Origin of the sequence: Thioclava indica, from assembly GCF_000714545.1 — a bacterium.
Classification (GTDB): domain Bacteria; phylum Pseudomonadota; class Alphaproteobacteria; order Rhodobacterales; family Rhodobacteraceae; genus Thioclava; species Thioclava indica.
The window spans coordinates 26,062-49,654 of sequence record NZ_AUNB01000040.1 but is presented as its reverse complement, the minus strand read 5'-3'; the positions used below and the strand labels follow the sequence as shown (position 1 = coordinate 49,654).

Here is a 23,593-nt window from a genome sequence, read left to right as displayed (position 1 = left end):
CTCACACCAACCGGCCCCACAGGTCGTAATCGCTGGCCTCATCGACCTCGACCGTCACGATATCGCCGGGGTTGAGCACCTCGAACCCCTCGTCAATGAACAGGTTGCCGTCGATTTCGGGGGCGTCGGATTTGGTGCGGCAGGTGGCGCCCTCGGAGTCGATGCTATCCACGATCACTTGGCAGGTTGTGCCGACTTTGGCTTGCAGTTTTGCCTCGGAAATCGCTTGGGCTTTTTGCATGAAGCGGTCCCAGCGGTCTTGTTTGACCGCATCCGGCACATGATCGGGCAGCGCGTTAGAGCGCGCGCCATCGACGTTTTCGTATTGAAAGCAGCCGACGCGATCAAGCTGCGCCTCGTCCATCCAGTCCAGCAGATACTGGAACTCGGCTTCGGTTTCGCCGGGATAGCCGACGATAAAGGTCGAGCGCAGGGTGATATCGGGGCAGGTCGCGCGCCATGCGGCGATTTCATCCAGCGTTTTCGCACTCGCCGCCGGCCGAGCCATGCGTTTGAGGACATCCGGGTGCGCGTGCTGGAAGGGAATATCCAGATAGGGCAGCACGCCGCCGCCATTGGCGTGGGCCTCGGCCATCAGCGGAATCAGGTCGCGCACATGCGGGTAGGGGTAGACGTAATGCAGCCGCACCCACGCGCCCAAAGACCCGAGATCGCGCGCCAGATCGGTGATATGGGCGCGGTGGCCGCGATCTGTTGCGTGTTTGATATCCACGCCGTAAGCTGAGGTGTCTTGCGAAATCACCAGCAATTCGCGCACGCCCGCCTCGACGAGTTTCTCGGCCTCGCGGATCACTGCATGGGCGGGGCGCGACACCAGACGGCCGCGCATATCGGGGATGATGCAGAATTTGCACTTGTGGTTACAGCCCTCGGAGATCTTGAGATAGCTGTAATGGCGCGGCGTCAGCGACACGCCCGTTGCGGGCAGCAGATCAATGAAAGGATGCGGATCGGGCGGCACGGCGACATGCACGGCGTCCAGCACCTGTTCGTATTGATGCGGTCCGGTCACGGCCAGAACGCTGGGATGCGCGCCGGTGATGTAATCAGGCTCGGCCCCCAGACAGCCGGTCACGATCACGCGGCCATTTTCGCTTAGCGCTTCGCCGATTGCCTCAAGGCTTTCGGCTTTGGCGCTGTCGAGAAAGCCGCAGGTGTTCACGATCACCGCATCCGCACCCGCGTAATCGGGGCTGATCGCATAGCCCTCGGCGCGCAGCCGCGTCAGGATGCGCTCGCTATCGACCAGCGCCTTGGGACAGCCAAGCGACACCATCCCGATCACCGGCTGGCCGGGGCGGGGGGCGTCGGTGATGCGGGCGCGCGGGGCCAGATCGGGGCGCAGGGTCGGGGGATTGGTGCTCATGGCTCGCGATATAGACTGCGTGAGGGCGCGCGAAAAGCCCCGACACCGCCGCGCGGGTAATTTGGCCAGAAATCGCTTGCCTTAGGTCACATAAGTAAAGTTGAATATCTGCAAGCGTTGTTTCGACGCTGCCGGAGGCTTGTGCAGAGAGGGAGACTCGCACTTGCCACCTGATCCGGCCCAAAGGGAGGATAGGATGACGAAATTGACGAAAACCCGTTTTGCGGGACTGGCTTTGGTGTGCCTGACGGCCACAACGCCACAGATGGCCAGCGCCACCGAGGGCTATTTTGCGCTCGCCTATGGCGCGGCGCAGCGCGGCGTTGGTGGCGCGGGTGTGGCCTATTCGCAAGACGCGATGTCGGCGGCGATCAACCCCGCGAATATCGGTGATATCGGCCACCAGATGAGTTTCGGGATCGAGGCATTTTCCCCGCGCCGGGGTTTTAGTGCGAGTGGGACCGGTTTTCTGCCCGATGGCGAGACCCGCTCGGGGCATGACTGGTTCCCGATCCCCAATTTCGGCTATAACCGCCCGCTGGACGGGGGCGGCGTGCTTAATTTCATGGTCTACGGCAATGGCGGGATGAACACGAGCTATCCGGATGTGGCCAACCCTAATTGCGGTGGCGGCACCGGCATCTTTTGCGGCGGCAAGGCAGGCGTCGATCTGATGCAGATGTTCGTCTCGGTCGGCTATGGGCGCAAGGACGGCAATTTCAGTTGGGGCATCGCGCCGACATTTGCCGTGCAGCGTTTCGCCGCGCGCGGGATTGCGGCTTTTTCAGGCAGTTCCGTCGATCCGGCAAATTTCACCAATCGCGGTTATGATTTCTCGACCGGTGTCGGCTTGCGCGCGGGGATCAAATACGAGGTCTCGCCGCAGCTTACGCTGGGCCTGTCGGGGCAGACGCGGTTCAAGATGTCGAAATTCGACAAATATGCGGGGCTGTTCGAGGATGGCGGCAGCTTTGATATTCCCGCCTCGATCACCGCCGGGCTTGCGTTCAAGCCGCGCTCGGATCTGACCTTGATGCTAGATCTGCAAAAGATCTTTTACTCCGACATTGGCGCTGTCGGAAATCCGCAGACCGCCGGGCTGTATGGCGCAGCGGGCGGCGCGGGCTTTGGCTGGGATGATGTGTCGATCGTGCGCCTTGGCGCGGAGTGGCAGCAAAACCCGGATATGATCTGGCGGGCGGGCTATGCCTATGCGAGCAATCCGGTCGGTAAGGATGATGTGACGATGGGCATCTTTGCGCCTGGGATTGTGGAGCACCATTTCAGCTTTGGTGGCGCGAAAAAGATCAATGACCGCGACACGCTGGACTTCGCGGTGAATTACGTTTTGCCGCATGAAATCAAGGGGGCATTCATGACCGGTGGCGAGGTAGAGCTGGACATGCACCAGTTCTCGGCCTCGATCGGCTGGACGCGGCGGTTCTGAGCAGCACCGCAGGATGACAAAAGGGCGCCTCGCGGGGCGCCCTTTTTCTATCGGAGTGCAGAGCCTTAGCGGCGACGGTCGCGATTGGCTTAGATTTTGCCGCGCTGCGTCGCCTTAGCGGCGACGGTCGCGGTGTACGCCTGATTTGCCGCGCTGCGTCGCCTAGCGGCGACGGTCGCGATATCAGCCTGACTTGCCGCGCTGCGTCGCCTAGCGGCGACGGTCGCGGCGGGCACTCATCGGTTGGAAGGCAACGCCGACATGAGCCTCGCAATAAGGTTTGCCCGCTTGGCTGGGCAGGCCGCAGAACCAGAACTCTTCGGTCGCGGGATCACCGATCGGCCATTTGCAGGTCCGCTCGGTCAGCTCCATCAGGCTTAGCTTCTTGGCGTGCTTTTCCACCTCACCGACCTTGGCAAGGGCTGCCGGGTCGATCTCATTGGCGGAGGGCTGGGGCGGCAAGGGCTGGCCCGCAGGAATGATCGCCTTGCGCATCGGCGTAGGAGCGGGCGCGGGATCAGGACGCGCAGCAGCGGCGGGCGCAGCTGCCGGAGCAGCGGCGGGTTTCTCCGCGACCTTGGGTTCGGGCGTGGGCTTGGCGGGCTTGGCCTCAACCTTTTCGGGTTTGGCCTCGGGCTTGGCGGGTTCCGCCGCGCCGCCTGCGCGATTGGACAACCCAAGGCGGTGCACCTTGCCGATCACCGCATTGCGCGTCACGCCGCCCAGTTCCTTGGCGATCTGGCTCGCGGATTGGCCCTCGGACCACATCTTCTTGAGCAGATCTACGCGTTCGTCGGTCCAGGACATGGGAAGCCTCTCATTGTGCAGGGTGCCCGAAAAGGGCGGGCGCAGGGATGCGTGCAAGGCACATTCTAGCGGTAAGGGGCACAGATACAATCGCGCAGGTCGATTTTCAAGGGCGCGCGCGTTGGACAGAGTCGATCTGCGTGCTAGGTGAGCGGGTAAGTTGGGGAGAGCCGAGATGCAAGATATAGGTGTGCGCCGTTTTGGCGCGGTGAATTGGCTAGGCATGCAGACGCTTGGGCTGCGCGAGATCCGGCGGTTCATGTCGGTCTGGCAGCAGACGGTGCTGGCACCGCTGATCACGGCGGGGCTGTTTCTGACGGTGTTCGCGCTGGCATTCGGCAAGGGGCGCGCGCCGGTGATGGGTGTGGATTTCCTGCATTTCATCGCGCCCGGTATCTTGATGATGACGGTGATCCAGAACGCGTTTGCCAATACCTCCAGTTCCATCGTGATCGCGAAGGTGCAGGGCAATATCGTTGACACGCTGATGCCGCCCTTGGCCCCGTGGGAGATCATGGTGGGGTATCTGGTGGGGGCGGTCGCGCGCTCCCTGCTGGTGGCGTTTGTGATTTGGGTCGGGCTGTTTATCACGCTTTCTCAAGGCGTTGCGCATCCGTTCTGGGCGCTGACCTGGGTGGTTCTGGGGGCGGTGTTCCTTGGGGGCTTGGGTATTCTGGCGGCGATTTTCGCCGATAAGTTTGATCAGATGGCGGCAATCACCAATTTCATCATCACGCCGTTGTCGTTTTTGTCGGGTACGTTTTATTCGGCCAAGGCCTTGCCGCCCGCGTTTCAAATCCTGACGCATTACAATCCGGTGTTCTATCTGATCGACGGCGCGCGCTACGGATTCTTGGGCGTTTCGGATGCGCCGCCTTGGCAGGGGCTGTTGGTGGTTTTGCCCGCTCTGGTCGTTGTGCTGGGGCTGGGCTGGTATTGGCTGCGCATCGGCTACCGGATGAAGTCGTAACCGCAAAACCGCTTTACTTTGCGTAGGGCGCGCCCTAAGGCATCGCCCATGATCACACCGTGCCGCCATATCGCTGCCCGCCGACGTCGCCGCAACCGCGCCTGACGTCCGATCTGCCGTGGCCACCTGCCACATCCCCAAATCGTTGACCCCAAGGCCATGAGTGTTGACAGCGCTTTAAGCCTGATGCACCCCTTGGCCTTCTTTTTCCCGGAGACCAGCAGATGATCCCTTCTGTTTTGCCCACTTACAACCGCGCGCCGCTGGCATTTGTCAAAGGCGCTGGCTCTTGGCTGGAAACGGCAGAGGGGCACCGATATCTCGATATGGGCGCGGGGATCGCGGTGAATGCGCTGGGCCATGCCGCGCCCGAACTTGTGGCGGCATTGACCGAGCAGGCGCAAAACCTGTGGCATGTCTCCAACCTTTACCAGATCCCGCAACAGCAGGCACTGGCGGATGCGCTGGTTGAACACAGCTTTGCCGATACGGTGTTTTTCACCAATTCCGGCACGGAGGCGGCAGAACTCGCGATCAAGATGGCGCGCAAGTACTGGTCGGCCAAGGGCGAGGACCGGGTCGAGATCATCACTTTTGACGGCGCGTTTCATGGCCGCTCAACGGGTGCGATCTCGGCTGTGCCCCATTCCGAAAAGATGGTCAAAGGCTTCGGCCCGCTGCTACCCGGTTTCACGCAATTGCCTTGGGGCGATCACGACGCGCCCAACGCCGCCGTCAGCGACAAAACCGCCGCCATCCTGATCGAGCCGATCCAAGGTGAAGGCGGCATTCGTCCGGTGCCCGATCAATGCCTCAAGGGGCTGCGCGATCTGTGTGACAGCACCGGCGCGCTGCTGATCTTTGACGAGGTGCAATGCGGCATGGGGCGCACGGGGCGGCTGTTTGCCCATGAATGGGCGGGGGTGACGCCCGATATTATGATGGTCGCCAAGGGCATCGGCGGAGGCTTTCCGCTGGGCGCGATCCTGGCCACTGAAGACGCGGCAAGCGGTATGACCGCTGGCACGCATGGCTCGACCTATGGCGGCAACCCGCTGGGCTGTGCGGTGGGGGCCAAGGTGATGGAGATCGTCTCGGATCCGGCGTTTCTGGATCAGGTCAACGCCAAGGCCGGCTTCTTGCGCCAAAAACTCGAAGGGCTTGTCGCAAGCCATCCCGACACGTTTGAAAGCGTACGCGGGGTCGGGCTGATGCTGGGGCTGAAATGCAAGGGCGCCCCGACCGATCTGGTCGCCGCCGCTTACGATCAAAACCTGCTGACAGTGCCCGCTGCCGACAACGTGCTGCGCCTGCTGCCCGCGCTCAATATCTCAGAGGCGGATCTCTCCGAGGCGGTGAAACGTCTTGATGCCGCAGCCACCCAACTTGAATCCTGATCTTCCTCTTGATCAAAATATCCTCGGGGGTCCGGGGGCAGACAGCCCCCGGCGAGCCGCCACGAAAGACAAACCCATGACCCATTTTCTAGACATCCACAAAACCTCACCCGAAGACCTGCGCGCGATGATTGACCAAGGCATCGCGATGAAGCAGGCCCGCGGCGACCGCCCCAAAGGCGCGCCCGATGACACGCAGCCGCTGGCGGGGCGGATGGTGGCGTTGATTTTCGAGAAACCCTCGACACGCACGCGGGTGAGTTTCGATGTCGGGGTGCGCCAGATGGGCGGGCAGACGATGGTGTTGTCGGGCAGCGATATGCAGCTTGGTCATGGCGAGACGATCGCCGACACCGCGCGCGTTCTGTCGCGCTATGTCGATCTGATCATGATCCGCACGTTCGAGGAAGAAACCCTGCTGGAGATGGCGGAATATGCCAGCGTTCCGGTGATCAACGGGCTGACGGATCGCACCCATCCCTGCCAGATCATGGCCGATGTGATGACCTACGAGGAACATCGCGGCCCGATCAAGGGCAAGAAAGTGGTGTGGTCGGGCGATGGCAACAATGTCTGCGCCTCGTTCCTGCATGCCGCCGGACAGTTCGGGTTTGATTTCACCTTCACCGGACCGCCGCAGCTCGACCCCGAGGGCGAATGGCTGGAGTTCGCGCGCTCCAAAGGTGTGCAGGCGGTGATCGAGCGTGACCCGGTCAAGGCCGTCGCGGGGGCAGATCTGATCGTGACGGATACATGGGTGTCGATGCATGATCCGGAATCCGCCAAAGAGCGTCGCCACAACCAGCTGCGCGGCTATCAGGTCAACGAGACGTTGATGGCGCATGCCAACCCGGACGCGCTATTCATGCATTGCCTGCCCGCGCATCGCAACGATGAGGTCACGAGCGCCGTTATGGACGGCCCGCAATCGGTGATTTTCGATGAGGCCGAAAACCGGCTGCACGCGCAAAAGGCGGTGATGCGCCATTGTCTGGGCGTTTGAATATTTGCTTCAGGCGGGCGGGGACGTTCCCTGCCTGACGCCACATCGCATCTCACTTCGCGCTAACTTAAAATTTACCTTTTTAGCGGTTTCGTGTTTTGGCTTGGTGATTCTCTGCGCATAGGGTGCGCGAAGCCAAGATTCGGGCAAATCCGCGAAATTTCTGGCAGAATTCGGCTCGTGCCCGACGGTTTTATGCGACCAGACCGCGCCGCCGCGCCTTAGTTTAGCGGTTTTGGCGCCACAACTGTGCCAAAGTGCAACAGTTCTGCGCTGCAGGGCAGCGTGCCCGAGGTTTATTCTTTCAAAGCCCGTGAACCTATGCAAATCTCCCTTCGAAGCCGCTAACTGTAAGCGGCTCCTCTAGGTCATGACGGAGATTACCATGAAAAAGATCGCTACCATCGCTCTGGCCCTCGGCCTCACCGGTTCTGCAGCATTCGCTGGCGGCTATGTCGCTCCTGTTGTCGAGCCCGAGCCCGTTGTGGTTCAGCAGTCGTCCTCCTCGAACGCTGGGATCATCATCCCGGTTCTTCTGCTGGTTGCCGTCGCTGTTGCAGCGTCGAACAACTAAGTTCGGACGATACCAAGTTAGAAAAGGCCGGAGCGCATGCGCTTCGGTCTTTTTTAATGTCTGATTGCTTACAGGTGTCGCGACACGAAAAAGCCCCCGGGATGCGGGGGCTTTCGTGTATCGGAATGTGGCTGAAAACTGTGGGCTTAGTTGCGCAATTGTTGGATCGCGACATAGCCCAATCCTGGGCCAACCCATTGCCGTGAGGCCAAAATCGTGCCGCCCGCAACGAGATAGCTCATGTCCAGAGTGACGCCCGAGCCCTCGCAATGCTCGCCAACCTGCTGGGCGGTGACGGGGCCTCGCTGCACCGTGCCGCCCGGCGTGATCGTGCAGGAGACGGGCAGGGGGCGTTCCTCGCCATCGCCATCGAGGTAGCGATAAACGCGCGGCGCGGTGCCAGCCTTGGCGGCGCGGATCAGCGCCCCGGCGGCACTGGTATCTGCCGACATCAGATCGCGCCCGAAGCCGCGTGTGCCTGCCAACAGCCCGCCGCGCAGCACGAAGGCGCGCTGATCGGGCGTCTGATAGGTGCGCATCGTGCCGTTTTGACCGCGCATCGCAGCGACGGTCGCGGCCTTGTTGGCCTCAAATGTGACCATGATCACAGGGCCTTGCAGCGATTGCAGCGCAGCGGCGGCCAGCGCGTTGGGGTCTTGTGGGGCCGCATTTTCGGCGGCTTTCTTCTTGCCCGGCAGCACCTGTCCCAGCGCCGAGGTCACCATTTTGACCCCGCCTGATTTTTTCTCCTGAATGCCTGCGCTGTCATGGCTACAAGCGCCAAGTGCGACGATCAGCGCGGTTGCGCCAAGGACGCTCCGGCTCATCGCCAGAACCTCCCCCAATCGCGATACAGCCCACCTTGTTGGCTGCCATCCAGCGTTTCATACAAGCGGCCCTGCACATCCACGCGCGCCCCGCCATCGCCGACATAGGGGCGCAGCGTCGTCGAGAAGCTCTTGAGCGAGGGCATCCCTGTCGCATAGCCCAGCGGGATCGTCAGGCGGACGCCCTTGTCAAATTTTCCGGGACCGAAATCGCTGCCCGACATATCGGTGAGCGTCGCCCAAGCGCCGACTTTCCAGCCATTGGCCAATTCGCGATCCAGCGAAATCGTCGCGCCGAAGTCGCGCGCGAGGTAGCGCCCGACATCCAGCTCGCCCGTCAGCCCGTTGCCGAAATCGTAATAGGCCGAGACAAAGGCAGTCGTTGTGGAATAGTCGCGGAACGAGAAATGCTGATCGAAATCGCGCTGCTTGACGAGGTTGACCTCGGCTCCGAGTGCCAAACGGCTATCAACCGGTTTCCACAGCAATTCGCCCGAAACCCCGCCATACATCTGCTCCAGCAGACCGACCGTGACGCGCGAATATAGATTGTCGGCGGGGCGACCGTAGGCGGCAAAGGTCAGGTAGGGAATCGTAAGATCGCCGTGCTTTTGATATTCGTAAATGTCGGTGCGCACATGCTGCACGGTTGAGGTCGAGGTTTTCGGATTGTCGTCCAGATTGCCAATCGCCTTTTGGCGCAGCGCCCCTGCGACCACCAGACCGGGCGCGAATTCATAGCGCCCGCTGAGTGTGACACCCAGGTCGGCGTGCAGATCTTCGACCGGATCAAAGGGCGACAGTTCGAGATAGGGCGCGATGCCCCACATCAGGCGCGGGTAGACGCCGGGGGTCTGTGTGAAGCCGCGATTGCCGCGCTCGCTTTCCCCGATCTGCGCAACGGCGGCGATCTTTGTCGAGGGGCCGTTTTCCAGCCGCTCGATATCGGCGCGTTTCAGCGTGGTCGTCGAGGCGGGCATGCCGCGCTCCATCAAGGTGACCTTGATCGTCTCGACCGAGGCGGGCAGGGCGCGGCTTGCGATGCGCGCGGCGTGACCAATGGCTTGGGGATTGGCGCGGTAGGTTTCATTCGAGATGCGCAGATCGGCGCTGGTGGGAGAAAGTTTCATCGCCTCAAGCACCTGACCGTCTTTCATCAGCGCATCGCCGATGGATTTCTGGATCGCGGGGCGCGCGGTCGGGTCTTGCGCCCAATCGGTGGCATAGGCTTGCGGATTGCTGGCGCGCGAGGGGCGCGGCGCGACCGGAACCGGCGCACGTTCCAGCCCCGAGGGGGCGGCGGGCTGGCGCGGGTCCAGCGCGATGTTGAACTGGAACCCCACCTTGGAGCCGTGCAGCACATAGCCCGACACCGAGGCGATTTGGTTGATCTTGTAATCGACGCCGAAATTCAGCGGCGTCTTGTTGTCAAACCCGTTCGCAGCCGTTTCGGCGGCGTAGTCATCATCGCTATATTCAGCCTTGAGCGCGATCTTGTCAGTCGCCTGCCAGATCACCGAGGCGAAGGGCGCGGACGGCCCTTTGAACCAGGTGTCATTGTTCAGCCCGCCCGAAAGCGAGGGTGCAGGGCGCGTGCCGCCCCCCGAACCGCCAGAGCCAAGCCGACCCCAGCCCCAACCCACACTCGCGCGCAGACGCGGGGTAAATGTCTTGGTGGCCACCACATATTCCGAGGCGTAAACCCCGTCGCCAAACATATCGCGCAGGCCCACGGCAAAGGCCGGACGCCAGCCCTTTTCCTTGAGCAATTGCAGATGCAGATCAAAGCTGCGGTCCTTGAGGGTATCGCCGCCAACGCCCAGCCCTTTTTCGCGCGAAAAGCGCAGGGTGGCGGTCAGGCGCGGGAACATCTGAAACGAGAAATTGCCGCGCTGGCTGTCGGAATAGCCAGAGACCGAGGCGACCAGTTCGCCATCGCGGAATGTCTCGGCGGTCGGGGTGTCGATCACGCCGGGGGCGCCAAGGGTGCCGATGCTCCAGGCGAGTTGATTTTGGGCGCGTTGATCTTGCGCATGAGCGGCTTGGGCAAACCCCATCCCTGCCAAAAGCGCTGCGCTGGCGATACCACCCGTGATCCGTTTCATGCGTCTTCCCTCAAAACCGCGTCTCTTGGGGGCATTTCTAGACGAGGTGACCTGATTTTGCGAGCGTCGCGGGCGCAAAATTGGCGTTTCTTGGTGCAGGGTTGCATCCTTGCCGCGCGTTACATGGCGAACATCGGGGCTGCGGCAATCTGTCTGAATGATTTACGCGGAATGCACGATATAAGATAACATAACGCAGCGAGGAAATGATGTCTCACGATTTGCCCCAACTCGATCAGAAACGCGGTGGTCATCGCGGCGGGCATGGTGGCGCGCGGGGGCATGGCCATGGTGGCGGCATGGGCCCAGAGCGCGCCCAGCGTCATCACGACGATCAGGCCGATTTCCACGCGCTTTTGAAACATCACGACCAGATTAGCCGCAACGTCACCAACACGCCCGACGGGATCGTGGCCGAGACGCGCTCGGATGATCCCGAGATCGCGGCGCTGATCCGCAAACATGCCCATGCGATGCATGCGCGCATGGTGGAAAAATGGGGGCTGCGTCATTGGGATCCGGCCTTTGCCGAAATCTTTGCGCAGGCTGACAAGGTCGAACTGGTGCTGCACGATTTGCCCGATGGCGTGCGTGCGGTTGAACGGTCCGATGATGCGAATGTGGCGCTTTTGATTCAGGTGCATGGCGCCGTGGTCAGCGCCTTTGTGAACGGTGGGGCGAAGGTGGCGGCGCAAGCAAGCCCGCTGCCTGATGCCTACATTCGAATGGCCGGTTCGTCCCCGGTCGGGTGAGCGACCCGGCGGCTTATTGCGTCCCTTAAGCCGCCGGGTCCGCCCATATTCTACATGCAGGATTCAAATAGCGCGCGGGTATTTTCGCGCGTCATTTCAACGGGGTTACCGCCGCAAGACGGATCTTCAAGCGCCATGTCTGTCAGCTCATCCAGACGTGCCGGATCAACGCCCATCGCGCTCAAGTTTTCGGGGATCGACAGCTCGGTGCGCAGCGCAAGAATGCGCGCCTTGAACCCGTCAAACCCGCCCGCAATGCCCAGGTAAGCAGCGGCGCGGATGATGCGATCCTCAATTTCAGCGCGGTTGAAATCCAGCACCATCGGCATCACCACCGCATTCGTCGTGCCATGATGGGTGCCGTAAACCGCACCGATCGGATGGGATAGCGAATGGATTGCGCCCAGCCCCTTTTGGAACGCGACAGCGCCCATGGCGGCGGCTGACATCATCTGCGCGCGCGCGTCCAGATCATTGGGCGTGGCATAGGCGCGGGGCAGGTTTTCAAACACCAGCCGCATTCCTTCCAGCGCGATGCCTTGGCTCATCGGGTGGTAATGCGGGCTGCAATAGGCCTCAAGGCAATGAGCCAGCGCATCCATGCCCGTACCTGCGGTGATAAAGGCAGGCATTCCCACGGTCAGTTCAGGATCGCAGATCGTGACGGCGGGCAGCAGTTTGGGGTGGAAGATGATTTTCTTTTTGTGAGTCTCGGAATTGGTCAGAACGCCCGCGCGACCGACCTCGGACCCGGTGCCAGCCGTCGTCGGCACGGCGATGATCGGGGCGATCGCGTCGCCATCCGCGCGCGTCCACCAATCGCCGACATCCTCAAGATCCCAGACGCTGAGACCCGGTTTCTGCCCCGCCATCAGCGCAATCATCTTGCCCAGATCCAGCGCCGAGCCACCGCCGAAACACACCACGCCGTCATGACCGCCCGCGTTATAGACGGCGATGCCATCGGCCATGTTGGCCTCGTTCGGGTTGGGGTCGACCTCGCTGAATACGGCGCGGCCAAGGCCGGCTGCGTCCAGAATATCAAGGGCTTGGGCGGTGATCGGCAGGGAGGAGAGCGCCTTGTCGGTCACCAGAAGCGGCTTGCTCATGCCAGCGGATTTGCAGTGATCGGCCAGTTCCGCGATCCGGCCGGGGCCGAATTTGATCGCGGTGGGATAGGACCAGTTCGCAGTAGGAGCGTTCATTTCGTCACCTTCTTGAGATGGTAGGATTTCGGGCGCGTCAGCGCGTGATAGCCCAGCACAGACAGCGAGTTCCCCCGACCCGTTTCCTTGCAGCCCGTCCAGCACAGCGCGGGGTCAAGATAGTCGCAGCGGTTCATGAACACGGTGCCGGTTTGCAGCCGCGCGCCAATGGTTTCGGCGCGCTCGGGGTCGGCGGTCCAAAGCGAACAGGTCAGCCCGTATTGACAATCGTTCATCGCGGCGATCGCCTCTTCGTCATTCTTGACCGACATGATGCCGACCACGGGGCCGAAGCTTTCTTCGCGCATCACCCGCATCTCGTGATTGACGTTGATCAGGATCTGCGGCGCCAGATAAGCCCCCCCGTCATCGGCGGGGAACATCGCAGGGTCGAGCAGCGGCTGCGCACCCTCGTTGATCGCATCCGCGATCTGGCCGCGCACGACCTCGGCAAAGCGTTTATTGGCCATCGGGCCAAGCGTGGTGTCGGCGTCAAACGGGTTGCCAAGTTTCAGCTTGCTCGCCCAGTCAATCGCTTTGCCCACGAAGGCGTCAAACAGGCTTTCATGAACGTAAATGCGTTCGATCCCGCAGCAGCATTGCCCTGCATTGAACAGCGCGCCATCCATCAGCCCATCCACGGCGGCATCCAGATCGGCGTCTTCTGCGACGTAGCCCGGATCTTTGCCCCCGAGTTCCAGCCCCATGCCGACAAACGTGCCAGCGGCAGCCTTTTCCAGCGCGCGCCCACCCCCGACAGAGCCGGTAAAGTTGATGAAATCAAAGGCGCGCTCGGCCAGCAGTTTCTCGGTTACATCATGGCTGAGAAATACGTTTTGAAACACGTCCTCGGGGATACCAGCGGCGTGGAAGGCCTGCGCGATCCGCTCGCCCACCAGCATCGTTTGCGTGGCATGTTTCAGCACCACCGTGTTGCCCGCGATCAGCGCTGGCACCAGCGAGTTGATCACCGTCATATAGGGGTAATTCCACGGCGCAATGATCGCGACGACCCCCATCGGCTCGCGCGCGATCTGGCGCAGGGCTGTGGCGCTGTCCTCAATCACCATCGGCGCAAGCGAGGCTTCGGCAATCGAGACCATGTAATTCGCACGCTCGTTCATACCGCCAAATTCGCCGCCATAACGGGTCGGGCGGCCCATCTGCCAGGCGAGTTCCTCGACCGCCTGATCGGTCATCTCGTTGAGCGCGGCCAGTCCCGCCTGAACCAGCGCGATGCGGTCGGCCAAGGGGCGCGCGGCCCACGAAGGTTGCGCGGCACGTGCGCGCGCGACCATCATTTGCGCATCGGGGTGCGAGAGCGTTTCACGCGTTGCATAAACCTGCCCGTCGACGGGCGAGATACATTCGATCACTTTTGACATGGGGTCTCCTTGCGGGCCGATTTGCCCGCGTATTGGCAAAGTCTTAGGCGCGTTCAAAGCCGCGCGCACGTTCCCAATCGGTCACGACGCGGTTTTGTTCGCGGATTTCCCAGCGCGCGGCGTGGGTGTAATGGGCCATCACCTGATCGCCGAAGGCGGCGCGCAGCATCTCGCTGGCCTCAAGGGCATCCGCTGCCTCGGGCAGGGCTTTGGGCACATCGACCACATCGCCCGCCTTGTAGATATCGCCGCCCGCCTCGGGGCCGGGGTCCATTTCGCCCTCAATTCCCGCAAGGCCCGCAGCCAGCAGCGCTGCACAGGCCAGATAGGGGTTCAGATCGGATCCGCCAATGCGACATTCCACGCGTACGGATTTGGTGCCTTCGCCGCAAATGCGAAAGCCTGCGGTGCGGTTGTCGAGCGACCAGACCGCCTTGGTGGGCGCAAACAGCCCCTCGCAAAACCGTTTGTAGCTGTTGGTGTAGGGGGCGAGGAAATAGGTGATGTCGCGGGCGTATTTCAACTGCCCGCCGAGGAAATGGCGCATCAGGTCTGACATGCCGTGGGGCGCATCGGCGTCATAAAACGCATTCTTGCCGCCCTTCCATAGCGATTGGTGGACGTGGCTCGATGAACCGGCCTTGTCGGTGTGATATTTCGCCATGAAGGTCGCGGACAGCCCGTGTTGCTGCGCGATTTCCTTGGTGCATTGCTTGACCAGCACATGCATGTCGGCGGTTTCCAGACCGGCGGCGTATTTCACGTTCAGCTCTTCCTGACCGCGCTCTGCCTCGCCCTTGGAACATTCCACCGGAATCCCCGCATGATATAGCGCGTTACGTATATCGCGCAGCGCGGGTTCGGTGCGCGCATTGCCAAGGATCGAGTAGTCGATATTGTGGCGCGCGACAGGGGTCGGGTCGGGGTAGCCCGCATCAAATAGCTCGGGGTAGCTTTCCTCGAACAGGAAAAACTCCAGCTCGGTCGCCATCATCGTATCAAAGCCAAGCGCCTTGGCGCGCGCGAGCTGCGACTTCAACATCGCGCGGGGCGCGTGGGGCACGGGTGTGCCGTGATGATCCAGCAGATCGCACAGCACAAGCGCGGTGCCGGGCACCCACGGGATCAGGCGCAGCGTTTCCATATCGGGCTTCATGACGTAATCGCCATAGCCGCGTTCCCAGCTGGACGCCTCATAGCCCGGCACGGTTTCCATCTCGAGATCGGTGGCCAGCAGGTAGTTGCAGCAATGGGTTTCTTCCCAAGCACTGGCGACGAAATGCGCGGCGTGGAACCGCTTGCCCTGAAGGCGGCCCTGCATATCAATCAGGGCGACGATCACGGTGTCGATCTCTTCGGCTTTGACGGCCTTTTTGAGCGCATCGAACGAGAACTTGGCGGGCATGGAATCCTCCGGGTGGTCAGCAGGCTGCGCGACAGTGCCGCGCGGCGGCGCGCTCGGCAAGGGCCTGCGTAGGGGAAAGAGGGCGCGCCGAGGAAATTCCCCCCGACGCGCCCCCGGGTGTTACTTAGCCATAACGGTAGGGCGGGCCTGCCTTGCCCATCGTGTCGTTGTATTTCTTAAAGATATCAACGACCTTGGCCTTGAGCGGGCTTTCGGCGGCGATTTCATCCCAGAACACATGGGCGGCATCTTCGACCTGTTTCCATTCCGCATCGGGAATCGTGGTAAGCTGCATTTCGGTGCCGTCCACACGCAGCTTGGCCTCGCCGGCCCAATACCAGTATTGGCGGTGGTAATGGGACTGATCAAAGCAGGTTTTCATCAGTGTTTGCAGCTTGGGCGGCACCGCGTTCCAGCGCTCCATATTGGCAAAGAAATGCCCGATCCACGCGCCCGAGATGTTGTTGGTCAGGAAATAGGGCGCGTTCTTACCCCAGCCCGAGGTGTAATCCTCGGTGATGCCCGACCACGCGACGCCGTCCAGCTCTCCGGTCTGCAGTGCGACTTCGACATCTTCCCACGGGATGGTGACGGGGACGACGCCGAATTGCGCAAGGAAGCGCCCGGCGGTCGGGAAGGTGAACACCCGCTTGCCTTTCAGGTCCGCCAGCGCGTTCACCGGCTCTTTCATTGCGAAGTTGCACGGATCCCACGAGCCTGCCGAGATGTGTTTCACGCCGACAGCCGAATATTGCTCGTCCCAGATCTCGTTGAGACCCCATTCGTTGAACAGCGTCGGCACATCCAGCGAATAGCGCAGCCCGAACGGGAAATAGCCGCCAAACACCGTGACTTCGGTGGGCGAGGCCATGCTGTCATCATCGGACTGCACCGCGTCGATCGTGCCGGCTTGCATGGCGCGGAACAGCTCGGACGTGGGCACAAGCTGGTCGGCGTAATACAGCTCGATCTCCATCTCGCCATCGGCGATCTCGTTGAAGGTCTTGATGCTGTTATCGATGACCTGTTCAGCCAGTGCAGGCCCGGCATAGGTCTGCATCCGCCATTTGATCGGCTTGGTTTGCGCGAGGGCGGGGGCGGCCAGCCCGGCCGCTGCCGCACCCACCGCGCCGGTGGTAAGAAACTTTCTTCTGGTTGTCATCACTTTCACTCCTTGCTGGTTACAAGGCCCGGTTGCTCCGGGCTCTGGTTATCGTCCAAGAACCGCATGCGGCAGCCACAGCGCCAGTTGCGGAAAGAGCATCACGAGGATCAGCGTCAGCAGCATCACCCCCACGAACGGAAAGACCGAGCGGTAAATCACCGGCAGGGTGAATTCGGGCGGTGCCATCGCCTTCATCAGGAACAGGTTATAGCCGAAGGGCGGGGTCAGATAGGCGATCTGGCAGGTGATCGTATAAAGGATACCATACCAGATCAGATCAAAGCCGAGGTGACGCGCAAGGCTGACATAGACGGGCGCGACGATCACCAGCATCGCGGTGTCATCCAGAAACATCCCCATCACCAGAAAGCTAAGCTGCATCAGGATCAGGATCTGCCACGGGCCAAGGCCCAAGCCTTCGGTGAAGAAATCCTCGATTGCGCGCCCCGCGCCCAGCCCGTCAAACACCGCGCCGAACGACAGCGCCGCAGTGATGATAAGCATGAACATCACGGTGATCTGCATCGTCTGGCGCGTGGTGGTTTGAAACACCTGCCACGTGAAGCGGCGCTTGATGACTGCGGCGAACACGGCGGCCAATGCGCCGATCACGGACGCCTCGGTCAGGCTTGCCCAGCCCTTCAGGAACGGTACCATCATCGCTACGAAAATGAACACCGGCAGCAGGCCCGCCCGCAGCAGCCGCAGCTTTTCGCGCATCGTGATGGCGGCACGTTCTTCGGCATCCATCGCCGGGGCTAGGCTGGGATTCAACCGGCAGCGGATCACAATATAGATCACGAACAGCGTCGCCATCAGCAGCCCCGGAATTGCACCCGCCAGCCACAATTCCGACACCGGCTGGCGCGCAATCAGCGAGAACAGCACCAGCACGACCGAGGGCGGGATCAGGATGCCAAGGCTGGATCCGGCCTGAATAACACCCGAAATCATCAGCTTGTCATAGTTGCGCCGCAGCAGTTCGGGCAGCGCAATGGTCGCGCCAATCGCCATGCCCGCGACCGACAGCCCGTTCATCACCGAGATCATCACCATCAGCATGATCGTGCCAATTGCCAGCCCCCCCGGTAGCGGGCCAAACCAGACGTGAAACATCTTATACAGGTCTTCGGCGAGGCGGCTTTCGCTCATGACATAGCCCATGTAAACGAACATCGGCAGCGTCAGCAGCGGCGTCCATTTCATCAGCTTCATCACCGAGCCAAAGCCCATCTGCGTGCCTCCCGGCCCCCAAAGGGCAAAGGCGGCAACCACAGCGACAAAGCCGATGGCGCCAAACACGCGCTGGCCGGTGATCATCATCAGCAGCATCGTTGAAAACATCAAAAGCGCGATGGTGTTGTGATCCATCAGATCTCCTCTCCGCGGATCGTCGCGATATCGCGGATCAAAAGAACGGTGGCTTGCAGGAACATCAGAAAGAACCCGGCGGTGATAATGGTCTTGATCGGCCACATGTAGGGGCGCCACGCGCTTGGGTTTCGCTCGCCATATTCAAAGGCATAGACGGTGGAATCGAACGCCGAATAGACCATGATCCCAAGGTAGAACATCAGCGCAAACACGGTGAACGCATCCCACCACGCCTGACCTTTCTTGGAGAAACGCGCGTAAAACAGGTCCATGCGCACATTGCTGTCGCCCTGCAGGGTCCACGGCGCGCCCAGCATGTAATAGGCGACCAACGTGAACTGCGCCATTTCCAGCGTCCAAAGGGCGGGGATATGGGCGATCTTGGTGATCGACGAATACAGCATGATCGCCATGATCACATACAGCAGATACATCGCGATTTTCCCGAGGCGGCGGTTCAGCGCCTCGACAAAACGGACGTAGCTGCAGATCCATGCAGGCATCAGACGACCTCCCCCTTGGTTTGGGCGATTTGCGCCATTGCGTTTTGCAAAACCGGAGTGAGGGTTTCGGCCATCGCCTGTTGCGCGTCCTCATCCGCGATCAGATCATTGCGCAATTCCAGCATGACATGGGGCAGGCCCATCGGCGTAGCTTGCAGCGCGAGCGTATGGGTGACGCCATCAGCGGCTGAGTAAGGATCGTTGAGGCGCGCATCCAGATCGGTCTGCGACTGCGCGTGTTGCAGTACCGCGCGGGCCAGCGTTGCGTCGGCATCGTGGATTATCCCCAGTTCGACCGCGCGCGGCTGGCCGAAATAGATGGGCGTAAAGGAATGGATCGTGATCAGCACGGGCACCGTCCCGCGCGCCAGCCTGCGCGCAATCAGGGCGCGCAATTGCGCATGAAAGGGCAGATATAGCGCCTCGGTGCGTGCCAGCTTGTCTTGTGCGGTCAGGCTTTGGTTGCCCGGAATGTCGGTCGTTTCAGATCGCGCGGGCATCGCGCCTGAATGGTGCGGCGGGCGGTTGAGATCATAGATCAGCCGCGATTGGCAGGCCGCCGCGAGGGGCGCATCAAGACGCTCTGCCAGTGCGCGCGCCAAGCCCAAAGCGCCGGGATCCCACGCGATATGGGCGGCACGCTGGGCGTCGCTCAGACCCAAATCGCCCCATGGTTCAGGCATCGCATTCGAGGCATGTTCGCAGACCAAAACGCACGCGCCGCCGCGCGCCTCTCCCTCAATCTGGATCGGTGTCTGCCCCATTGCCCCGCGCTCTCCCAAGACGATTCTCGTTGCAAGTTGCAATCAGGCTCGCCTCGGAGGGGTATTTATGTCAAGATGTTTTCAGAAATTCGTTTTCTGTTACGATCTGTTCGCACAGCCTTCGCAAAGGAGTGCTCATTTTGGCAGCAGCCGTGAAAAACATCGAAGACCAGATCGCGGGCGCGATCGAGGGCATGACCCGTGCCGAGCGCCAGCTTGCCAGCCATATCCTGCGCCATTATCCGGTGGCGCTGCTGGGGTCTGTGACGGCGCTGGCGAAGGCGGCGGAGGTGTCGTCACCCACGGTGGTGCGGCTGGCGCAGAAGATGGGGTTTGGCGGCTATCCGGGGCTGCAACAGGCGGTGCGCGACGAGCTGGAGGCGCGTCTTGTCTCGCCGCTTGCCAAGCATGACCGCTGGGCCGAGGCCGTGCCCGAAACCCATATCCTGAACCGCTTTGCCGATGCGGTGCTGGGCAATTTGCAGGCGACATTGGCGCAGATTGATCACGCGCAATTTGATGCTGCCGCCGCGTTGCTGGCTGATCCCGCGCGCCGGATTTTTGCCACGGGCGGGCGTATCACCCTGCCGATTGCGCAGTATTTCACCACCCATATGAAGGTGATCCGCCCCGGTGTGGAATTGCTCGAGCCGGTGTCAAACGCGTGGCCGCCCGCGATGCTAGAGATGCAAGCGGGCGATGTGCTGTTGGTGTTCGACATCCGCCGTTATGAAAACAACGTGCTGCAACTGGTGGAAATGGCGGCAGAGCAGGGGGCCGAGGTGGTGTTGATGACCGACCCTTGGGTCAGCCCTGCCGCCGCCCATGCGCGCTATCGCTTTTCTGCCCAGATCGAGGTTCCAAGCGCGTGGGACAGCACGGTCGCGTTGCAGGTATTGGTCGAAACGCTGATGGCGGCGGTGCAATCGCTGACATGGGAGCAGACCGAAACGCGCATGAAGCGGCTGGAATCGCTCTATGATCGCGCACGGTTTTTCCGGCGGGGAAAGTAGGGGGGCAACTTGTGCCCCCCGTAGCTCGGTTCAGCGCGAGCGCACCATGCCCATGATGTCATAGGTCTGCGCAAGGATCGGGCGCGCGATAGCATCGGCTTTGTCCGCGCCTTGGCCAAGGATCTGGTCGATCTCGGTCGGGTCTGCCATCAGGCGGGCCATTTCGGTGCTGATCGGGCTGAGTTTTTCCACCGCCAGATCGGCCAGCGCGGGTTTGAAGGTGCCAAACCCTTTGCCACCATATTCGCCCAGTACCTGCGCCGGGGTCATATCGGCCAGAGCAGCGTAGATATTAACCAGATTGCGCGCCTCGGGGCGGTCCTTGAGCCCCTCTATCTCACCTGGAAGTTCCGCCGGGTCGGTGGTCGCTTTGCGGATCTTCTTGGCGATCGTGTCGGCATCATCGGTCAGGTTGATCCGGCTCGCATCAGAGGGGTCCGATTTCGACATTTTCTTCGTGCCATCGCGCAAGCTCATGACGCGGGTGGCCGTGCCCTCGATCAGCGGCTCGGGGGCGGGGAAGAAATCTACCTTGAAGTCATGGTTGAACTTGGCGGCGATATCGCGCGTCAACTCCACATGCTGTTTCTGATCTTCGCCCACGGGCACCATCGTTGCGTGATAGACCAGAATATCCGCCGCCATCAGCGCGGGGTAGGCGTAAAGGCCAAGCGAGGCTTTCTCGGCGTTTTTGCCCGCCTTGTCCTTGAACTGGGTCATCCGGTTCATCCAGCCGAGCCGCGCCACACAATTGAGCGCCCAAGCCAGTTCGGCATGGGCCGAAACCTGACTTTGATTAAACAGGATCGAGCGCGCCGGATCGACGCCCGAGGCGATAAAGGCCGCTGCCGCCTCTCGGGTCTGGCGGCGCAGCGCCTCGGGGTCTTGCCAGACCGTGATCGCGTGCAGATCGACGAGGCAATAGATCGTCTCAATCCCCTCATCCTGTTTCTGTGCAAAGCGTTTCAACGCGCCAAGGTAGTTGCCCAGCGTCAGCCCGCCCGAGGGCTGGATGCCGGAAAAGACCCGGGGTTTAAAATTGGCGTTGAGGGGGGCGGCGGTCTCGGTCATCTTCTGCTCCTGAGAATGCGGGGGGTGGAAGCCCGCGGGGGTGGAAATCCACGCTCTGCTCGCTTATCGCTAAAGCGCGCGGGGCGTCAACCAAGCCCGCGCCCAAACGGAGCGCACATGCACGAAGGCTATAATGAACACCCGATCAACCCGTTGCCGCCCGTCGTGTGGCTGCTGGCGCTGCCGATCATCGCGACGGAATTGTTCTTTGCGCTCGGCAGTTCCGGGCTGATTGCAAGCGGGGCAGGCGCGGGCTGGCGACTCGATGCGTTGCAGAAATTTGCGTTCTCGCCGCAGGTGTTGCGCGCGATGATCGACACCGGGCAATATCCGCCCCAGCAGGTGCTGCGGTTGTTCACCTATCCGTTCGTGCATGCCAGCGTGACGCAGGCGATCTTTGTGCTCGTGTTTTTGCTGGCGCTGGGCAAGATGGTGGGCGAGTTGTTCTCCAATCTCGCCGTGGCGGTGGTGTTTATGGGCTCCAGCGTGATCGGCGCGCTGGTCTATGGCCTGCTGCCGTTCACCGAGGTCGGGCTTTATGGCGGCTATCCCGGCGATTACGGGCTGATCGGCGCATTCACGTGGATCTTGTGGACGCGGCTGGGGCAGGAAAACGCCAACCAGATGCGGGCATTTTCGCTGATCGGGGCGCTGATGGGCATCCAGTTGATCTTTGCGATGATGTTTGGCGCACGCCCTGACTGGATCGCGGATCTGGTGGGCTTTGTGTCTGGTTTCACGTTGAGCTTTTTCGTCGCGCCGGGGGGAATGACGCGCGCGCTGCAACGGCTGCGCAAGCGTTAGGATGTAAGCGCGGTAGAGGGGGCGCTGCCCCTCTTTGCTTTGCAAATTCACCCCGGGATATTTCGATCAAGAGGAAGCGGGTTACATCCCGTCTTTGCCTTTGCGCATTGCGCCGCGCAGATCGGCTGCGCTGACGGCACCGATGGCGATCGCCGTGCCGAAATAGACCGCCATCCCGAAGATCACGAGGCCCAGCATCGCCAGCCCGCGTAGCCCCGGCGCGCTAAAGGCGCTTGGGAACGCCCAGCAGATCGCCCAGACCAGCGCGCCCATGACGGCCGCCGATATGATGATGCGCGGCACGCGGCGGGCGAAGCGTGCGTCGAACCGCGCGGCTTCGCCCATTGAACGCGCGCCAAGCCAGAGTTGGCCCACCATCGCCCAGCCCGCCAGCGTGGTGCCCACCGCCGCCGAGAGATAGCCGATGAACGGCGCAAGCCCGACCGCGATCACCACATTCACGCCCATCGCCACCAGCGCGTAATTGAACGGCGTGCGGGTATTCTCGCGCGAGAAATAGAGCGGTTGCAGCACTTTTTGCAGCACGAAAGCGGGCAGGCCGAGGCCGTAAATCGCCACGGCCCAAGCGGTCGCGACACTATCGGCGTGGGTGAAACGGCCACGCTCGAACAGCACCGAAACGATGGGCAGCGCCGCCACCAGCAGCGCAATCGCGGGGCCGATGGTGAGCAGCAGCGCGAACTCTCCGGCGCGCGAAAAGGAATAGCGCCCGCCCGCGACATCGCCCGCGCGCAAGCGGCGCGACAGATCGGGCAGCAGCACCACGCCAATCGCGATCCCGACCACGCCGAGGGGCAGTTGATACAGCCGGTCCGCGTAGTTCAGCCATGCAATTGCGCCGTCAAATTGCGAGGCGACCTGACGCCCCACCAGCAGGTTGATCTGCACCACGCCGCCTGCCAGCATCGCAGGAATTGCGATGCGGATCAGGCGCTTCATGTCGGGGCTGAGGCGGGGGCGGGCGGGCACGATCTTGAACCCGGCCCGCCACGCCGCGATCCAGACCAGCGTCAGTTGCGCGATGCCCGCAAGGGGAACGGCCCAAGCCAGCGCAGGTCCGATTGGCCAGCCAAAGTGGTCGGCCAGCACCATTGCTGCAACGAAAGTCACGTTCAGCAAGACAGGCGCGGCGGCGGCGGCGGCGAAATGGCCTGCGGCGTTGAGCACGCCCGACAGGAGCGCGCCGAGCGAGATAAACAGGATATAAGGGAAAGCGATGCGACCATATTGGGTCGCAATTGCAAAGCGCTCATCCGCGGCGAACCCCGACGCCATCGCCAGCACCAGCCACGGCATCGCGGCAATCGCAACCACACTCAGCGCGATCAGAACGGTGATCAGCCCGCCCATTGCCTCACGCGCGAAGCCTTGGGCATCCTCGCCGCCCTCAAGTTTCTTCGAGAAGATCGGGATGAAGGCGGTGTTGAACGCGCCCTCGGCAAAGAAGCGGCGAAACAGATTGGGCAGAGAGAACGCGACCAGGAACGCCTCTGCCACGGGCCCGGCACCCAGATAGGCCGCGATCATCATGTCGCGCGCAAATCCCAGCACGCGGCTTGCCATCGTCCAGCCGCCCACCGTAAGGAAGCCGCGCACCAGCCGGATCGGTTTCAT

Annotated in this window: 21 protein-coding genes; 8 read left to right on the top strand and 13 right to left on the bottom strand. The window is 61.8% G+C overall.

Going from position 1 to position 23,593, the window contains the following annotated elements; genetic code table 11:
- Nucleotide 1: 1 nt before the first annotated feature.
- Entirely contained in the window at nucleotides 2–1,387 is a 1,386-nt protein-coding gene (gene rimO / locus DT23_RS12245) for a 30S ribosomal protein S12 methylthiotransferase RimO (protein ID WP_038131623.1), read from the bottom strand.
- A gap of 196 nt (nucleotides 1,388–1,583) precedes the next feature.
- On the opposite strand from rimO, the gene DT23_RS12240 reads away from it, so the two are divergent.
- Nucleotides 1,584–2,834, top strand: a complete 1,251-nt coding sequence (locus DT23_RS12240; RefSeq protein ID WP_038131622.1) for an OmpP1/FadL family transporter — start codon at nucleotides 1,584–1,586, stop codon at nucleotides 2,832–2,834.
- A gap of 210 nt (nucleotides 2,835–3,044) precedes the next feature.
- Here the strand turns inward: DT23_RS12240 and DT23_RS12235 are convergent, their stop codons facing one another.
- Nucleotides 3,045–3,641, bottom strand: coding sequence for a GcrA family cell cycle regulator (locus tag DT23_RS12235; protein ID WP_038131620.1), 597 nt, complete (start codon nucleotides 3,639–3,641; stop codon nucleotides 3,045–3,047).
- Between the two features lie 175 nt (nucleotides 3,642–3,816).
- Here DT23_RS12235 and DT23_RS12230 point away from each other — a divergent pair, with 175 nt between their 5' ends.
- The 4 genes from DT23_RS12230 to DT23_RS12215 all read left to right on the top strand — a co-directional run bounded on the left by DT23_RS12230 (nucleotide 3,817) and on the right by DT23_RS12215 (nucleotide 7,585).
- Nucleotides 3,817–4,611, top strand: a complete 795-nt coding sequence (locus tag DT23_RS12230) for an ABC transporter permease (protein ID WP_038131619.1) — start codon at nucleotides 3,817–3,819, stop codon at nucleotides 4,609–4,611.
- A gap of 224 nt (nucleotides 4,612–4,835) precedes the next feature.
- Nucleotides 4,836–6,008 (top strand): aspartate aminotransferase family protein, encoded by a 1,173-nt coding sequence (locus DT23_RS12225; RefSeq protein WP_038131617.1) that lies wholly within the window; start codon nucleotides 4,836–4,838, stop codon nucleotides 6,006–6,008.
- Nucleotides 6,009–6,084: 76 nt separating this feature from the next.
- Nucleotides 6,085–7,011 (top strand): ornithine carbamoyltransferase, encoded by a 927-nt coding sequence (gene argF / locus DT23_RS12220; RefSeq protein WP_038131615.1) that lies wholly within the window; start codon nucleotides 6,085–6,087, stop codon nucleotides 7,009–7,011.
- 385 nt (nucleotides 7,012–7,396) lie between these two features.
- Nucleotides 7,397–7,585 (top strand): hypothetical protein, encoded by a 189-nt coding sequence (locus tag DT23_RS12215; protein WP_038131614.1) that lies wholly within the window; start codon nucleotides 7,397–7,399, stop codon nucleotides 7,583–7,585.
- Between the two features lie 146 nt (nucleotides 7,586–7,731).
- On the opposite strand, the gene DT23_RS12210 is transcribed toward DT23_RS12215, so the two are convergent.
- Nucleotides 7,732–8,412, bottom strand: coding sequence for a YjbF family lipoprotein (locus DT23_RS12210; RefSeq protein ID WP_038131613.1), 681 nt, complete (start codon nucleotides 8,410–8,412; stop codon nucleotides 7,732–7,734).
- Nucleotides 8,409–10,517, bottom strand: a complete 2,109-nt coding sequence (locus DT23_RS12205) for a YjbH domain-containing protein (protein ID WP_038131611.1) — start codon at nucleotides 10,515–10,517, stop codon at nucleotides 8,409–8,411. The genes DT23_RS12210 and DT23_RS12205 overlap by 4 nt, the downstream gene beginning before the upstream one ends.
- A gap of 209 nt (nucleotides 10,518–10,726) precedes the next feature.
- Between DT23_RS12205 and DT23_RS12195 the strand changes: the two genes are divergently transcribed.
- Nucleotides 10,727–11,269, top strand: a complete 543-nt coding sequence (locus DT23_RS12195; RefSeq protein WP_081847149.1) for a hypothetical protein — start codon at nucleotides 10,727–10,729, stop codon at nucleotides 11,267–11,269.
- Between the two features lie 50 nt (nucleotides 11,270–11,319).
- On the opposite strand, the gene DT23_RS12190 is transcribed toward DT23_RS12195, so the two are convergent.
- The 7 genes from DT23_RS12190 to DT23_RS12160 form a co-directional block, all read right to left on the bottom strand.
- Nucleotides 11,320–12,474 carry an iron-containing alcohol dehydrogenase gene (locus tag DT23_RS12190; RefSeq protein ID WP_038131608.1) on the bottom strand — a complete coding sequence of 385 codons (1,155 nt, stop codon included), beginning with the start codon at nucleotides 12,472–12,474 and terminating at the stop codon, nucleotides 11,320–11,322.
- Nucleotides 12,471–13,859: an aldehyde dehydrogenase family protein gene (locus tag DT23_RS12185; protein ID WP_038131606.1), complete on the bottom strand. Its 1,389-nt coding sequence runs from the start codon at nucleotides 13,857–13,859 to the stop codon at nucleotides 12,471–12,473. The genes DT23_RS12190 and DT23_RS12185 overlap by 4 nt, the downstream gene beginning before the upstream one ends.
- Nucleotides 13,860–13,902: 43 nt before the next feature.
- The gene (locus DT23_RS12180; protein ID WP_038131604.1) at nucleotides 13,903–15,264 is read right to left on the bottom strand and encodes a glutamine synthetase family protein; all 1,362 of its coding nucleotides are present in this window, start codon (nucleotides 15,262–15,264) and stop codon (nucleotides 13,903–13,905) included.
- Between the two features lie 124 nt (nucleotides 15,265–15,388).
- Nucleotides 15,389–16,426, bottom strand: a complete 1,038-nt coding sequence (locus tag DT23_RS12175; protein WP_038131603.1) for a TRAP transporter substrate-binding protein — start codon at nucleotides 16,424–16,426, stop codon at nucleotides 15,389–15,391.
- Between the two features lie 48 nt (nucleotides 16,427–16,474).
- On the bottom strand, nucleotides 16,475–17,800 hold the full coding sequence (locus DT23_RS12170) for a TRAP transporter large permease (protein ID WP_038131601.1): 1,326 nt from the start codon (nucleotides 17,798–17,800) through the stop codon (nucleotides 16,475–16,477).
- On the bottom strand, nucleotides 17,800–18,306 hold the full coding sequence (locus DT23_RS12165; RefSeq protein ID WP_038131600.1) for a TRAP transporter small permease subunit: 507 nt from the start codon (nucleotides 18,304–18,306) through the stop codon (nucleotides 17,800–17,802). The genes DT23_RS12170 and DT23_RS12165 overlap by 1 nt, the downstream gene beginning before the upstream one ends.
- Entirely contained in the window at nucleotides 18,306–19,070 is a 765-nt protein-coding gene (locus tag DT23_RS12160) for an N-formylglutamate amidohydrolase (protein WP_051697261.1), read from the bottom strand. Before DT23_RS12160 ends, DT23_RS12165 begins: the two co-directional genes overlap by 1 nt.
- Nucleotides 19,071–19,210: 140 nt before the next feature.
- Between DT23_RS12160 and DT23_RS12155 the strand changes: the two genes are divergently transcribed.
- The gene (locus DT23_RS12155) at nucleotides 19,211–20,083 is read left to right on the top strand and encodes a MurR/RpiR family transcriptional regulator (protein WP_038131817.1); all 873 of its coding nucleotides are present in this window, start codon (nucleotides 19,211–19,213) and stop codon (nucleotides 20,081–20,083) included.
- Between the two features lie 30 nt (nucleotides 20,084–20,113).
- Here the strand turns inward: DT23_RS12155 and trpS are convergent, their stop codons facing one another.
- Entirely contained in the window at nucleotides 20,114–21,154 is a 1,041-nt protein-coding gene (gene trpS, locus DT23_RS12150; protein ID WP_038131598.1) for a tryptophan--tRNA ligase, read from the bottom strand.
- Nucleotides 21,155–21,271: 117 nt separating this feature from the next.
- Here trpS and DT23_RS12145 point away from each other — a divergent pair, with 117 nt between their 5' ends.
- The gene (locus DT23_RS12145) at nucleotides 21,272–21,958 is read left to right on the top strand and encodes a rhomboid family intramembrane serine protease (RefSeq protein WP_038131596.1); all 687 of its coding nucleotides are present in this window, start codon (nucleotides 21,272–21,274) and stop codon (nucleotides 21,956–21,958) included.
- 81 nt (nucleotides 21,959–22,039) lie between these two features.
- Here the strand turns inward: DT23_RS12145 and murJ are convergent, their stop codons facing one another.
- Nucleotides 22,040–23,593, bottom strand: coding sequence for a murein biosynthesis integral membrane protein MurJ (gene murJ, locus DT23_RS12140; protein ID WP_038131594.1), 1,554 nt, complete (start codon nucleotides 23,591–23,593; stop codon nucleotides 22,040–22,042).

What these genes read in the sequence shown, in the direction of transcription:
- DT23_RS12215 (WP_038131614.1), top strand. Translation starts at nt 7,397, where the DNA reads ATGAAAAAGATCGCTACCATCGCTCTGGCCCTCGGCCTCACCGGTTCT.
- DT23_RS12210 (WP_038131613.1), bottom strand. Translation starts at nt 8,412, where the DNA reads ATGAGCCGGAGCGTCCTTGGCGCAACCGCGCTGATCGTCGCACTTGGC.
- rimO (WP_038131623.1), bottom strand. Translation starts at nt 1,387, where the DNA reads ATGAGCACCAATCCCCCGACCCTGCGCCCCGATCTGGCCCCGCGCGCC.
- DT23_RS12180 (WP_038131604.1), bottom strand. Translation starts at nt 15,264, where the DNA reads ATGCCCGCCAAGTTCTCGTTCGATGCGCTCAAAAAGGCCGTCAAAGCC.
- DT23_RS12175 (WP_038131603.1), bottom strand. Translation starts at nt 16,426, where the DNA reads ATGACAACCAGAAGAAAGTTTCTTACCACCGGCGCGGTGGGTGCGGCA.
- DT23_RS12195 (WP_081847149.1), top strand. Translation starts at nt 10,727, where the DNA reads ATGTCTCACGATTTGCCCCAACTCGATCAGAAACGCGGTGGTCATCGC.
- DT23_RS12170 (WP_038131601.1), bottom strand. Translation starts at nt 17,800, where the DNA reads ATGGATCACAACACCATCGCGCTTTTGATGTTTTCAACGATGCTGCTG.
- DT23_RS12230 (WP_038131619.1), top strand. Translation starts at nt 3,817, where the DNA reads ATGCAAGATATAGGTGTGCGCCGTTTTGGCGCGGTGAATTGGCTAGGC.
- DT23_RS12165 (WP_038131600.1), bottom strand. Translation starts at nt 18,306, where the DNA reads ATGCCTGCATGGATCTGCAGCTACGTCCGTTTTGTCGAGGCGCTGAAC.
- DT23_RS12145 (WP_038131596.1), top strand. Translation starts at nt 21,272, where the DNA reads ATGCACGAAGGCTATAATGAACACCCGATCAACCCGTTGCCGCCCGTC.
- DT23_RS12185 (WP_038131606.1), bottom strand. Translation starts at nt 13,859, where the DNA reads ATGTCAAAAGTGATCGAATGTATCTCGCCCGTCGACGGGCAGGTTTAT.
- DT23_RS12190 (WP_038131608.1), bottom strand. Translation starts at nt 12,474, where the DNA reads ATGAACGCTCCTACTGCGAACTGGTCCTATCCCACCGCGATCAAATTC.
- trpS (WP_038131598.1), bottom strand. Translation starts at nt 21,154, where the DNA reads ATGACCGAGACCGCCGCCCCCCTCAACGCCAATTTTAAACCCCGGGTC.
- DT23_RS12240 (WP_038131622.1), top strand. Translation starts at nt 1,584, where the DNA reads ATGACGAAATTGACGAAAACCCGTTTTGCGGGACTGGCTTTGGTGTGC.
- murJ (WP_038131594.1), bottom strand. Translation starts at nt 23,593, where the DNA reads ATGAAACCGATCCGGCTGGTGCGCGGCTTCCTTACGGTGGGCGGCTGG.
- DT23_RS12235 (WP_038131620.1), bottom strand. Translation starts at nt 3,641, where the DNA reads ATGTCCTGGACCGACGAACGCGTAGATCTGCTCAAGAAGATGTGGTCC.
- DT23_RS12225 (WP_038131617.1), top strand. Translation starts at nt 4,836, where the DNA reads ATGATCCCTTCTGTTTTGCCCACTTACAACCGCGCGCCGCTGGCATTT.
- DT23_RS12205 (WP_038131611.1), bottom strand. Translation starts at nt 10,517, where the DNA reads ATGAAACGGATCACGGGTGGTATCGCCAGCGCAGCGCTTTTGGCAGGG.
- DT23_RS12160 (WP_051697261.1), bottom strand. Translation starts at nt 19,070, where the DNA reads ATGGGGCAGACACCGATCCAGATTGAGGGAGAGGCGCGCGGCGGCGCG.
- argF (WP_038131615.1), top strand. Translation starts at nt 6,085, where the DNA reads ATGACCCATTTTCTAGACATCCACAAAACCTCACCCGAAGACCTGCGC.